Source organism: Burkholderia sp. GbtcB21, from assembly GCF_019091065.1.
Lineage (GTDB): Bacteria > Pseudomonadota > Gammaproteobacteria > Burkholderiales > Burkholderiaceae > Burkholderia > Burkholderia pyrrocinia_C.
The window spans coordinates 86156-98599 of record NZ_JAGXKA010000020.1 but is presented as its reverse complement, the minus strand read 5'-3'; the positions used below and the strand labels follow the sequence as shown (position 1 = coordinate 98599).

The window sequence follows — 12444 nt, the reverse complement described above, 5'->3', positions numbered from 1 at the left end:
CCCAAATTAAAAAATTCATGTCACGGGAATGCCCGAAATCGCCCGTATGGCGGCGTCGTTCCTCGCTTGTTGGGCGCGGCCAAACGGCGCTCCTCACTTCTTGCCCTACGCGCGATTTCGGGCATTCGCATGTGCGTTCCATACGCGAACAGCCCCTAATCAGTTGAACAGGCCGAGCACGGTCTGGAACAGCGTCGACGCGGTCTGGATCACCTTCGCGTTCGCCTGGTAGAGCTGCTGGTACTGCATCAGGTTGGCCGCTTCCTCGTTCTGGTTCACGCCCGACACCGACTGCTGCGCCTGCGTGATCTGGCCGACCAGCGCGGTCTGCGCGGCGCTCGACGACTTCAGCTGGCTCGTCGTATTGCCGATGCTGTTCACGTAGTTCGCGTATGCGCCCGTCAGCGTGGTCGAGCCGTTGCCGAACGATTTCGAGTTGACGAGCTTCGACAGCGCGAGCGCGTTGCTGCCGTCGTTCGTGCCGCCCGTGTTCGGCGCGACCGTGAACGTGTCGCCCACCGCCGGCGTGCCCGACACCGTCACCGTGACGCCTGCCGTCAGCGTGATCGGCGTGCCGGACTGGTACGGCTGCGCGCCGGTGGTCGTCGGCGGCACGGCCGTGTTGTCCGTGACCGTATAGGTCGGCGCGGCCGACGTCCCACCCATCGTGATCGTGTACTTGTGCGCGTTGGCCGCGGCCGCCGCGCTCGTGACCGACAACCCGCCGATCGTCCCGGTGCCCGTGTTCGTCGTGGTGGCCGACGGCACGTACGGCGCCGCCGCCGCGATCGCCGAGCCGTTCGACGTCGCGAGGCCGAAGCCGTTCAGCGCGCCGCGCGTCGGCTGCACGGTGAACTTGTCGCCGGCGCTCATCGAGCCCGACGTGAACGAGAAGTTCAGCCCGCCGATCGACGCCGGCATCGACGCCGACGAGCCGACCACCGTGCCGCTCGCGCGATCGGTCAGCGTGTAGTTCGTGCCGTCGTACGACAGCGTGTAGTCGCCCGTGGTCGGCTGCGACGCGTTCGCGAACGACACGGACAGCGCCGCATTGCCGGTGTTGCCCTGGTTCGCGTAGATGATCGGCGAGCCGGTCGCGAACAGGTTGCCGCCGACATTGCCCGACAGGTCGATGCCGAGCGCATTCTGCGCGTTGACCTGCGCGGCGAAGCTGGTCGCGATCGCGCCGAGCTGCGCCTGCGCGGGGTCGAGCGTCTGGCTGCGGAACGCGAGCAGGCCGCCGAGCGTGCCGCCCGACAGCGACGCGTCGGACAGGAACTGGTTCGGCCCCTGCGGGGTCGCGCCGGCGATCCCCTGCGACACGACGGTCAGCTCGCTCGGATCGGACGGCGACGTGACGGTCGCGAGCTGGTAGCTCTTGTCCGCGACGACGAGCGGCGTGCCGCCCGCGAGAAACACGCTGTAGCCGTCGCTGTTGCGCACGACCTGCACGCCCGCGAGGTTCGACAGGTTCGACACCGCGAGGTCGCGCTGGTCCATCAGCTGGTTCGGCGGCTGGCCCTGGCTGCTCGCGGACGCGATCTGCTGGTTCAGCTGCGCGATCTGCGCGGTGTACGCGTTGATCTGCGTGACGGTGCTCGTGAGCTGCGTGTTCACGCTCTGGCGCAGCGCGTCGTACTGCTGGCCGGCCGCCGTGATCTGGTTCGCGAGCGTCTGCGCGTTGCTCATCGCGGTCTGCCGCACCGACGAGTCGGACGCGCTGTTCGCGACGTTCTGCAGCCCCGTGAAGTAACTCGTGATCGCGGTCGAGATGCCGGCCGTCGGGCTGCCGACGTAGTTGTTCAACTGCGTGACGAGCGAATACCACGTCGACAGCGCGCCGCCCTGCGTCTGCGCGCCGTTCAGCTGGTCGCTCAGGTACTGGCTGTACTGCCGCTGCACGGTGACGGTGTTCACGCCCTGAGGCATGTAGCCGCTGCTCGTGTACTGGCCGCTCGCCTCGGCATAGACGGGTCGTTCGACCGAATAGCCCGGCGTCGCGGCGTTGCTGATGTTCTGGCCGGTCGTCGTGAGGCCCCAGAGCGCGGCATTCAGGCCGCTGACGCCGAGGTTCATGAGTGAGTTGGACATGCGCGATCCTGATGAGCCGGCCGCGCTGCGGCCGCCGGGTTGCGTAACTCCCGGTATAACGGCCGCGGATCGAAAAAATTGAGGAAAAAATGCACGCGCGACGCGCGGGTGCGCAGCGCCGGTCGGAGCGTCCGGCCGGCGGGGCCGGCGGCGGTGCGCGGGCGGCCCGTGCGGGCCGGCGGCCGCGTCAGGCCCGCACGAGCGAGCGGCGCTTCATCTCGAGCTGCGTGATCAGCCGCTGCAGCGTGTTCTCGGCGCTGCCCGGCAGCGACATGTAGCGGAAGCCGAGCTGGTAGCGCCGCGACCCGTTCGGCATCTGCGTCGAGCGCTGCGACACGAGCTGCAGGTCGAGCGACAGCTTGCCGTGGCCGGTCAGCTCGAGCTCGACGTCGGGCAGCAGCGTGCCGACCTCGAGCGCCTCGACGCGTTCGTCGGCCGTGCGCAGCCCCACGCCGCCGAGCGACAGGTTGTGCACCTCGAACAGGAAGCTCTCGCCGTCCGGCAGCTTGCCGCGGCACAGGAACGGATCGACGATCGGCGCGTCGACCCGGAAATATTCACGGCGCTGGATGCACGTCAGGACTTCGGGGAAATCGGCGACGAACGCGGGCAGCCCCTCGTAGCGCGTCTCGCGCGGCGTGCCCGTGGTGAATTCGACGCGCACGCCCTCCGGCGACGCCGCGAACGTGCAGTGCGACGCGCCGAGGATGCCGGCGTTCTGCTCGGACAGCGCACCCCAGTCGAACGTGAACGTCCGCGCGCCGACGTCGACCTCGAGCAGGCGCGTGACGAGCTGGCCGCCCGGATACTGGACGGTCAGGAAATCGCCGCGGTTCACGAGGTTGCGCAGCTGCACGCCGATTTCCAGCGGATTGCGGCGGGCATAGTCGGGCCCGGAGTGGCCTGCGTCCAGGCTGGGGTCCGTCGACATTTCGATATTCATGGCTAGCCGGTCTTTCTTGTCATGGGCGCACGGACAACCGGTGCGCAATAAAACCGGGCCAGAACAAGGCCCGGTCGCAGGTCTCTCACACTTAGCGGCAGTGCTGACCGAAAGTTTAGATCGATTTCCCGTTTTTTTTCGCGCAAACGTTGAAACCGCGCGCGGCGGTATGCCGGGCGCGGTCCTGAGAGGGTAATCGACGGTGGGCCGGAGCCTGTTATCGGCGGGCGCAGGCCCTGGCCCGTCAGCCGATCTGCTGCATGATCGAGATCAGCTTCTTCGCGTAGTTCGGGTCGGTCGCGTAACCGGCCTTCTGCATCCCGTGCGCGAAGCCTTCGACGCTGCGGCTCGCGCTCAGCACGCCCGAGTAGCGCGGATTGTTCTTCAGCAGGTTCGCGTAATCGGTCATCGCGTGCTCGTACGAGTCGTACGCGCGGAATTTCGCGACCACGCGGCGCGGCGTGCCGTTCACGTATTCGGTCGTCAGCGCCGACACCGTGCGGCCCGTCCAGCCCTTGTTCGCCTTGATGCCGAACACGTTGTAGCTGGTCGAGCCGTCGGCCGCGCGGATCTCGCGCTTGCCCCAGCCCGATTCGAGCGCGGCCTGGCCGACGATGAAGCGCGCCGGGATGCCGGTCGACGCACTGGCCGCCTGCGCGGGAGCCGCGAGCCGGTCGACGAACGCGTCGGCGTCCGGCGCGCCGCTCGCGCCCTTCAGCGGCGGCGTCAGCGCACTGCCGGCCGAGTAGCCGCGCGCGCCGGCGAGCCCGCCGTTGTTCCCGGCCGCGTTCGCGTACGCGCGCGCCATCGCGTTCATCGCGGCGAGGCTGCCTTCGTTGCCGGCCGTGCCGAGACCGCCCGCGCCCAAGCCGGCCGCGCCCATCCCGCCCGCGCCGACGCCGGCCGTGTCGCTGCCCGCGCCCTGCCCCGCATTGCGCAGCAGCTGCTTCATCAGCGCGTCGGCGACGCCGATCCCGCGCGTCGACATCTGCTGCGCGAGCTGCTGGTCGAGCATCGACGTGTACATCTTCGACGTATGCGAATCGAACAGCCCGCCGTCGGGCGACGCGTCGCGCATGCTCTTGAGCATCATCTGCGTGAACATCGCATCGAACTGGCCCGCGACGGCCTTCGCACCGGCCTGCGGCGACTGCTTCGCCTGCGCGCGCAGCGCGTCGAAACCCTGCACGTCGAGCGCGAAGCGCTGCGTGAGGTCGTTCGCGTTAGGAAGATTCGCTGCCATTTAGATGACCTCCAGGTCGGCGCGCAGCGCGCCGGCCGCCTTCATCGCCTGCAGGATCGACATCAGGTCCGCCGGCGTCGCGCCGAGCGTGTTCAGCGCCTTCACGACGTCGGCGAGGTTCGCGCCGGCCGTCACCATCTTCAGCGCGCCGTTGTCCTGCTTGAGCTGGATCTGCGACTGCTGCGCCACCACCGTCTGCCCGTTCGAGAACGGCCCCGGCTGCGACACGACCGGCTGCGTGTTGACGACGACCGACAGGTTGCCGTGCGCGACCGCGCAGCTCTGCAGCGTGACCATCTGGTTCATCACGATCGAGCCGGTGCGCGCGTTCAGGATCACCTTCGCGGCGGCCTTGTCCGGGCTCACGTCGAGGTTCTGCAGCCGCGCCATGAACGCGACCTGCTGCGCCGAGTCGGCCGGCGCCGCGAGCTGGATCGTGCGGCCGTCGAGCGCCGTCGCGGTGCCCGGGCCGAAGCTCGAATTGACCGCGGACACGATCCGCTGCGCGGTGCCGTAGTCCATGTCGTTCAGCTGCAATTGCAGCACGCCGTTCATCTGCGCGATCGCGTTCGGCACCGAACGCTCGACGATCGCGCCGCCGACGATCCGGCCGGCCGCGAGCTGGTTCACCTGCACGCGGCTGCCGTTCGCGCTGGCGCCCGCGCCGCCGACCGCCATGTTGCCCTGCGCGAGTGCGTACACCTGCCCGTCCGCGCCCTTCAGCGGCGTGAGCAGCAGCGTGCCGCCGCGCAGGCTCTTGGCGTTGCCGAGCGACGACACGGTCACGTCGAGCGCCTCGCCGGGCCGCGCGAACGGCGGCAGCGTGGCGGTCACCATCACGGCCGCGACGTTCTTCAACTGCATGTTGTTCAGCGACGACGAACCGCCGTTGGCCGAGCCGTTGTTGATCGAGATGCCGAGGTTCGCGAGCATGTTCGCGAGCGTCTGCGTCGTGAACGGCGTCTGCATCGTCTGGTCGCCCGTGCCGTCGAGGCCGACGACGAGGCCATAGCCGATCAGCGGGTTGTCGCGCACGCCCTGGATCTGCGCGAGATCCTTCAGGCGTTCCGCGTGCGCGGGCGCCGCGCCGAACACGCAGGCCGCGGCCGCGAACGCGACGACGAGCCGCGCGAACGCTCGTGCGCGGGACGACAGGCGGTTGAACAGGGGCTTGTGCATCGTCATCACCACGGCGCGATGTTGAGGAAGAAGCGCTGCAGCCAGCCCATCGTCTCGGCTTCGTTGATGTAGCCCTTCGCCGAGTATTCGATCCGCGCGTCGGCGACCTGCGTCGAGTAGACCGAGTTCGCGCCCGAGATCGTGTTCGGGTTGACGATGCCCGAGAAGCGCACGAATTCGTTGCCCTGGTTGATCAGCATCTGCTTCTCGCCGCTGACGACGAGGTTGCCGTTCGGCAGCACGTTGGTGACGGTCACCGTGATCGTGCCGTTGAACGTGTTCGCCGCGCTCGCGCCGCCCGTCGCCGCGAACTTGTTGTTGCCGGCCGCCGACAGGTTCGCCTTCGCGAACAGCCCGCCGAGGAAGCCGGCCGTCGGCACGTCGAAACCGGTGTTGCCCTGCCGGTTCGTGTTCGCGCCCGACGATTTCGTCGCGTTGATGTTTTCCGCGATCACGATCGTCAGGATGTCGCCGGTGTTGCGCGGCCGCTGATCCTCGAAAAGCGGCCGCCCCGCGTAGCCGGGGTTGTAGATCGAGCCGGGCGCCTGCATCGACATCGGCGCTGGCGGCTGCGCCGTCATCGGCTGCTGGATGATCGGATCGCGCGGGATCTGCGCGCAACCGGCGAGCGCCGCCACCGCGACCGCGCACGCGGCGCGGACGGTGGCTGACGGGAGGAGGCGAACCTGCTTCATGGCGACGACGGGGTGTTCCGGTTAGCTCTTCATCTGCGTGACGGTCTGCAGCATCTGGTCGGACGTGGTCACGGCCTTGCTGTTGATCTCGTAGGCACGCTGCGTCTGGATCATGTTGACGAGCTCCTGCACGACGTTCACGTTCGACGCTTCGACATAACCCTGGTTGAGCACGCCCGCGCCGTTCAGCCCCGGCTGCGACACGTTGGGCGCGCCCGACGACGTCGTCTCGGAGAACAGGTTCTCGCCGCGCGCCTCGAGGCCGGTCGGGTTGATGAAGGTCGCGATCTGCAGCGAGCCGATCTGCACCGCGTTGCCCGAGCCCGGCTGCGTGACCGACACGACGCCGTCCTTGCCGATCGTCAGCGACTGCGCGTTCTGCGGCACGGTGATCGCCGGCAGGATCTGGTAGCCGCTCGACGTGACGAGCTGGCCCTGCGCGTTGGTCTGGAACGAGCCGTCGCGCGTGTACGCATTGGTGCCGTCCGGCATCAGCACCTGGAAGAAGCCCGCGCCGTTGATCGCGACGTCCTTCGAGTTGCCGGTCTGCGTGAGGCCGCCCTGCGTGTACAGGCGCTCGGTCGCGACCTGCTGCACGCCGGTGCCGAGCTGCAGGCCCGACGGCAGCTCGGTCTGCTGCGTCGAGTTCGCGCCGGGCTGGCGGATCGTCTGGTAAAGCAGATCCTCGAACACCGCGCGCGACGCCTTGAAGCCGTTCGTGCTGGTGTTCGCGAGGTTGTTCGAAATCACGTCCATCTGCGCCTGCTGCGCATTCATGCCGGTGGCGGCGATGTAGAGCGAACGGTTCACTTGTCGATTCTCCTGCGTGGGCTGGCGCGGGCGCTCAGCTGAAGTTGAGCAGCTGGTTTGCCGTCTGCTCGTTCTGGTCGGCCGTCTGGATCAGCTTCGACTGAAGCTGGAACGCGCGCGCGTTGTCGATCATCGCGACCATCGCGGACACCGGGTTGACGTTGCTGCCTTCGATCGAATTCGGCGTGACGACCACGTTCGTGTCGGCGTCGGCCGGATTGCCGTCGGCGGTGCGGAACAGCCCGTCGTTGCCGCGCGTGAGCGTGGCCGGATCGGGATTGACGAGCTTCATCTGGTCGACGATCGCGACCGCCGTCGGCGGGTCGCCCGGCATCAGCGCGGACACGGTGCCGTCCTTGCCGATCGTCACTTCCGCGTTCGGCGGCACCGAGATCGGGCCGCCGTTGCCGATCACCGGCAGGTTGCTCGCGTTGACGAGCTGGCCGTTCTGGTCGACGTGCAGGTTGCCGGCGCGCGTGTACGCCTCGCTGCCGTCAGCCGTCTGCACGGACAGCCAGCCGGCGCCCTGCACGGCGACGTCGAGCGGATTGCCGGTGCGCGTGATCGGACCCGGCGCGTAATCCGCGCCGGGCGTCGACGCGAGCACGTAGGTGCGCGTCGTCGTCGGGTCGATGTTGCTGCCGTCGCCGAAATTCATCGGCACCGCGCGATACGTCGCGAGCTGCGCGCGAAAGCCCGTCGTCGATGCGTTCGCGAGGTTGTTCGCGACGATCGCCTGCTGGTCGAGCGACTGCGACGCGCCCGTCATCGCCGTGTAGATCAGTCGGTCCATGGCTGCCGGTTATCCGCGCTTACAGGTTGATGAGCGTCTGGTCGACGGTCTGCTGCGTCTTGATCGTCTGCGCGTTCGCCTGGTAGTTGCGCTGCGCGGTGATCAGGTTGACGAGCTGCGACGTGAGGTCGACGTTCGAGTTCTCGAGCGCGCTGCCCTGCAGCGTGCCGTGGTTCGTGCTGCCCGGCGCGGAGATCTGCGGCACGCCCGATGCGGAGGACTCCGCATACTGGTTGCCGCCGAGGTTGACCAGCCCGTTCGGGTTGTTGAAGTTCGCGAGCGCGATCAGGCCGAGCACGGCGGTCTGGCCGTTCGAGTAGTTGCCGGTCAGCTTGCCGTCGGCGCCGATCGAGTAGGTCGTCAGCGTGCCGCTCGCGTAGCCGTCCTGCGCGAGGTTGTTCACGCCGTCCTTGCCGCCGTACTGCGTCGTGCCGGTCAGGTCGAGCGTGAGGCTCTGCGGCGTCACCGAGCCGTCGGTGTTCGGCACCGTGAACTGGAACTGGCCGAGCGACGCGGTCGGCCCGCCTGCGGCCGGCAGCGTCGTGCTCTGGATCGCGCCCGACGAATTGAACGTGACCGTGCCGAGATCGGTCGTGGCGCCGCCCTGGACGCCCGCGTACGCTTCCCACGTGCCGGCCGCCGACTTCACGAAGTACATGTTGACCGCCTGCGAACCGCCGAGCGAGTCGTACACCTGGATCGACGTCGAGTAGTTGTAGGTCGTGGTGTCGGTCGCGTTGAACGGCGTCTTGGCCGGCACCGTGTCCTGCGAGTTCAGGTTGAACTGGCCGGTGATCTTGGTCGTCGCGGTCGGCGCGATGTTGGACGTCGGCGCCTGCAGCGGCACGGTCTGCGCGGTGTTGATCACGCCGCCCGAGCCGGCCGCGTAACCCATCAGGTTGCGGCCCTGCGAGTCGACGATGAAGCCGTTCTTGTCGCGCTGGAACGTACCGTCGCGCGAGTACGTCGTCACGCCGTTGTTCGACATCTGGAAGAAGCCGTTGCCGTTGATCGCGACGTCGAGCGACGAGTTCGTCGTATTGATCGTGCCCTGGCCGAACTGCTGCTGCACCGACGCGAGCGTCGTGCCGATGCCGATCTGCGTGTTGACCGACGTCGCGACCGAGTTCGCGTACATGTCGGCGAACTGCGCGGTGCTCGACTTGAAGCCGACCGTGTTCGCGTTCGCGATGTTGTTGCCGATCACGTCGAGCGCGTTCGATGCGCCGGCGAGGCCGCTCAGACCCTGTTGATAACCCATTTCGGTCTCCGTTTCGGGAAAGCTGAATCAGTTGGACGTAGTGCCGCCGGACGACGACGTGTTCGGGAAAATCGACGCGACCTGGGTGAGCCCCACCGTCGTGCCGTTCGACAGCACGAGCCCCGCCGTGCCGTCAGCCTGCTTGATCACGCTCTGCACCTGCGCGGCCGCGAGCGTCGTGGCCGCCTGCGGCGTGCCGGCGCTGTTGGTGTACGACGCGCTGATCGTGTACTTGCCGTCCGGCAGCGCATTGCCCGCCGCGTCGGTCGGCGTCCAGTTGAACGGCACGGTGCCGGCCGACTGCGCGCCCGCGTTGATCGTGTTCACGACGGCGCCCGCCGAGTTCTTCACGGTGATCGTCAGGTTCGACACCGAGCTCGCCAGCGACACGCCGAACGGCGACGCCGCGCCGCTCTTCACCGCGACGGCGTTGCCCGGCGCGAGCACGTTCGAGCCGATCAGCAGCGCGGCCTGCGTCTGCTGGCCGGCCGTGAGCTGCGTCGACAGCGACGTGAGCGACGTGTTCAGTTGCGCGATGCCGCTCACCGTGTTGATCTGCGCGAGCTGCGACGTCATCTGCGAGCTGTCGACCGGGCTCGTCGGATCCTGGTTCTGCAGCTGCGTGACGAGCAGCTTCAGGAACGTCGCCTGCAGGTCGCTCGCCGACGTGCCGTTGGTCGACGACACTTTGTTGGTGTTCATCGTGTCGGTCGGCAGGGTCGACACGTTCGTGCCGTTGCCGCCGATCGTCGTGCTGGAGGAAGTCATCCTGGGTGGCCTTCTATCGGAACTGTCGGGTCTGTAAGGTCGGTCGGCGCGCGGCTCACGAGCCGATCGTCAGCGTCTTGAGCATCAGCGTCTTCGCGGTGTTCAGCGTCTCGACGTTGGCCTGGTACGAGCGCGACGCCGAGATCATGTTCACCATCTCCTGCACCGGGTCGACGTTCGGCATCTGCACGTAGCCGTTCGCGTCGGCGGCCGGGTTCGCCGGGTCGTAGGTCGACTTCATCGGCGACGGGTCGTCCATCACCTTCGTCACGCGCACGCCGCCCACGCCCTGGCCGGACGCGGTGCGCGCGCCGCCCATCGGGTCGGTCGCGAACACGACCTGCTTGGCCTTGTACGGCTTGCCGTCGGGGCCGGTGGCGCTGTCGGCGTTCGCGAGGTTCGACGCGGTGACGTTCAGGCGCTGCGATTGCGCGGACAGCGCCGAACCGGCGACGCCGAAGATGTTCATCAACGAAGGCATGGAGGCTCCTTGTGCTTGTGCGCGGGTTCGGAAGCGGCGCGCTTACGAGTTCGTCGAGATCGCGGCGATCATGGCCTTGATCTGCTGGGTCATCACGGTCATCCCGGTTTCGTAGTGCAGCGCGTTGTTCGCGAACTGCACGCGTTCGACGTCGAGATCGACCGTGTTGCCGTCGAGCGACGGCTGCAGCGGCATCCGGTACTGCGCGCGGCCGTAGTCGTCGGCCGGGCCGCCCGTCGGGATCAGCTTCGACGTACCGGCCATGTGGCCCGCCGCCGTCGACACCATCGACATGCCGCTCGTCACGCCGGCCGGCTGCGTCATCGGCAGTTGCGCGGCGTTGCTCGGCGCGAGGCCGCCGTTGGTCTGCTTCAGCGAGCGCGCGAGCGTCGACGCGAAATCGACGTCGCGGGCCTGGTAGCCGGGCGTGTCGGCGTTCGCGATGTTCGACGACAGCAGTTCCTGCCGATAGGCGCGCACGTCGAGCGCCTGTCGGCCGAACGCGAATTCCGCATCGAGTTTGTCCAGCATGTGTGCGTCTCTCCGTATGAAGCGCTGCACGCCCCTCGCGCCGGATGGCGACCCGAGAGGCTTTTTTCCATGACAGCGATGGTAGGCGTCGCACGCAACCGGCAATCGGGCGAATAACGCGGCAAAGCCCCCCTCTATTCATCGTTTGCGCGGCGGCCCCGCTCCCTAGAATGCAAATCGGATCAACGGATCGAGGACACGGCTATGACCGGCAGCGCACTTCGCGGCAGGAACGGGCGGCTCACGCACGTCCGGCGTGCGTTTGCGCTCGCCGCGGCGCTGTGGATCGCCGCCCCGGCCGTGTATGCGGACGACGGGATGATCGTGATTCCCGGACGCGGCGAGACGGCCGAAACCGCGCTCGCGCACGCCAATGCGGCGAGCGGCGGGCAGTTCGGCGGGAATGCGGGGACGGGTTCGGGCGCAGGCATGGCGCCGGACGCGGGGCGCGCGGCGGCAGCTGCTGTCGGTGTGGGTGGTGCTGTCGGCGCTGTCGGCGCTGTCGGCGCTGTCGGCGCGGGTGGTACTGCCGGCGCGGCCGGTGCTGCCACCGCCGGCTACGCGGCGCAGCCGGCCGGCACGATGGTCGTGACGAACGTTCCGCCGCCGGCCCCTGCACCGGCCCCCACGCCGATCCCCGTCTACGCAGCCGCTCGCGCGAACGCCGCCTACGGCGCGCCGCGCGCCGCCGATCCCAACGCCATCGCGACGGTCGTCGCCGGTACGGCCGAGCCTGCGTCGAATCCCGCGCGGCCGGCGCCGCGGGCAATCGCCGCGCGCATGGCGGCGGCCCGCGCCGCGTCAGCCGCGCCGGCGCCGCGTGCGCCGATGGCTTCCGCCAACCCGGCCCAGGCGGCCCAAGCGGCCCAGGCGGCCCAGGCGGCCCCCGCAGCCCAGCCCGCGACGCCGCCCGGCCAGCAGGACCCCGACTCGATCCGGCGCGCGGCCCTCGCGTTCCTGCAGCAGCAGATCGCGGGCCTGCCCGGCAAGACCACCGCGACGGTCACGACCGCATTTCCGCGCGGTCTCGCCGCGTGCACGACGCTCGAGCCGTTCCTGCCGACCGGCGCACGCCTGTGGGGCCGCACGACGGTCGGCGTGCGCTGCGCGGGCGAACGGCCGTGGACCGTCTACCTGCAGGCGAAGGTCGCCGTGCAGGCCACCTATTACGTCGCCGCGCGCCAGATCGCGCCCGGCGAGCCGCTGGGCGCGGCCGACCTGGTCGCCCGCGACGGCGACCTGACGGTGCTGCCGCTCGCGGTGATCACCGATCCGGCGCAGGCGGTCGGCTCGACCGCGCTCGCGCGCATCTCGGCCGGGCTGCCGCTGCGGCAGGACATGCTGAAGAGCGCGGCGTCGGTGTCGGCCGGCCAGACGGTGCGGGTCGTCGCGGCCGGCCCCGGTTTCACGATTTCGGCCGAGGGCAGCGTGCTCGCGAATGCGGCGCCCGGCCAGTCGGTGCGGGTGCGGATGGCGGCGGGCCAGATCGTCACGGCAATCGTCAAGGACGCCGGCACCGTGGAAATTCCGCTGTAGGGACGGATCCCGCCGCAAGATTGCAAAGAATTGTTTATTCGGAGAATTTCGGGCTCACGATGCTAAAGTTCGGGCCGACCCGGCCGTTATCTGGGTCAAACCGTACAGGAAAC

General features: G+C 68.7%; 12 protein-coding genes. 1 reads left to right on the top strand and 11 read right to left on the bottom strand.

Features of this window, described 5'->3' with window-relative positions:
* Positions 1-159: 159 nt before the first annotated feature.
* The 11 genes from flgK to flgB all read right to left on the bottom strand — a co-directional run bounded on the left by flgK (position 160) and on the right by flgB (position 10795).
* On the bottom strand, positions 160-2091 hold the full coding sequence (gene flgK / locus KVT39_RS32140) for a flagellar hook-associated protein FlgK (protein ID WP_034179261.1): 1932 nt from the start codon (positions 2089-2091) through the stop codon (positions 160-162).
* 187 nt (positions 2092-2278) lie between these two features.
* Positions 2279-3034, bottom strand: coding sequence for a flagellar brake protein (locus KVT39_RS32135; RefSeq protein WP_034179262.1), 756 nt, complete (start codon positions 3032-3034; stop codon positions 2279-2281).
* Positions 3035-3278: 244 nt separating this feature from the next.
* Positions 3279-4277 (bottom strand): flagellar assembly peptidoglycan hydrolase FlgJ, encoded by a 999-nt coding sequence (gene flgJ / locus KVT39_RS32130; RefSeq protein WP_034179263.1) that lies wholly within the window; start codon positions 4275-4277, stop codon positions 3279-3281.
* Positions 4278-5456 (bottom strand): flagellar basal body P-ring protein FlgI, encoded by a 1179-nt coding sequence (locus KVT39_RS32125; protein ID WP_217590965.1) that lies wholly within the window; start codon positions 5454-5456, stop codon positions 4278-4280.
* Positions 5457-5461: 5 nt separating this feature from the next.
* Entirely contained in the window at positions 5462-6151 is a 690-nt protein-coding gene (gene flgH / locus KVT39_RS32120; RefSeq protein WP_072437537.1) for a flagellar basal body L-ring protein FlgH, read from the bottom strand.
* A 21-nt stretch (positions 6152-6172) separates the two neighbouring features.
* A complete protein-coding gene (flgG, locus tag KVT39_RS32115; RefSeq protein WP_034179265.1) occupies positions 6173-6961 on the bottom strand; it encodes a flagellar basal-body rod protein FlgG in 789 nt (262 codons plus the stop codon).
* Positions 6962-6995: 34 nt separating this feature from the next.
* A complete protein-coding gene (gene flgF / locus KVT39_RS32110) occupies positions 6996-7754 on the bottom strand; it encodes a flagellar basal-body rod protein FlgF (RefSeq protein ID WP_034179266.1) in 759 nt (252 codons plus the stop codon).
* A gap of 19 nt (positions 7755-7773) precedes the next feature.
* Positions 7774-9015 carry a flagellar hook protein FlgE gene (gene flgE, locus KVT39_RS32105; RefSeq protein WP_034179267.1) on the bottom strand — a complete coding sequence of 414 codons (1242 nt, stop codon included), beginning with the start codon at positions 9013-9015 and terminating at the stop codon, positions 7774-7776.
* Between the two features lie 27 nt (positions 9016-9042).
* Positions 9043-9783: a flagellar hook assembly protein FlgD gene (gene flgD, locus KVT39_RS32100; protein WP_034179268.1), complete on the bottom strand. Its 741-nt coding sequence runs from the start codon at positions 9781-9783 to the stop codon at positions 9043-9045.
* Between the two features lie 55 nt (positions 9784-9838).
* Complete coding sequence (gene flgC, locus KVT39_RS32095; protein ID WP_006485701.1) at positions 9839-10264, bottom strand: flagellar basal body rod protein FlgC; 426 nt, start codon at positions 10262-10264, stop codon at positions 9839-9841.
* A 42-nt stretch (positions 10265-10306) separates the two neighbouring features.
* A complete protein-coding gene (gene flgB / locus KVT39_RS32090; protein WP_217590964.1) occupies positions 10307-10795 on the bottom strand; it encodes a flagellar basal body rod protein FlgB in 489 nt (162 codons plus the stop codon).
* Positions 10796-10999: 204 nt separating this feature from the next.
* Between flgB and flgA the strand changes: the two genes are divergently transcribed.
* Positions 11000-12331: a flagellar basal body P-ring formation chaperone FlgA gene (gene flgA, locus KVT39_RS32085; protein ID WP_217590963.1), complete on the top strand. Its 1332-nt coding sequence runs from the start codon at positions 11000-11002 to the stop codon at positions 12329-12331.
* The last annotated feature ends 113 nt before the right edge of the window (positions 12332-12444 follow it).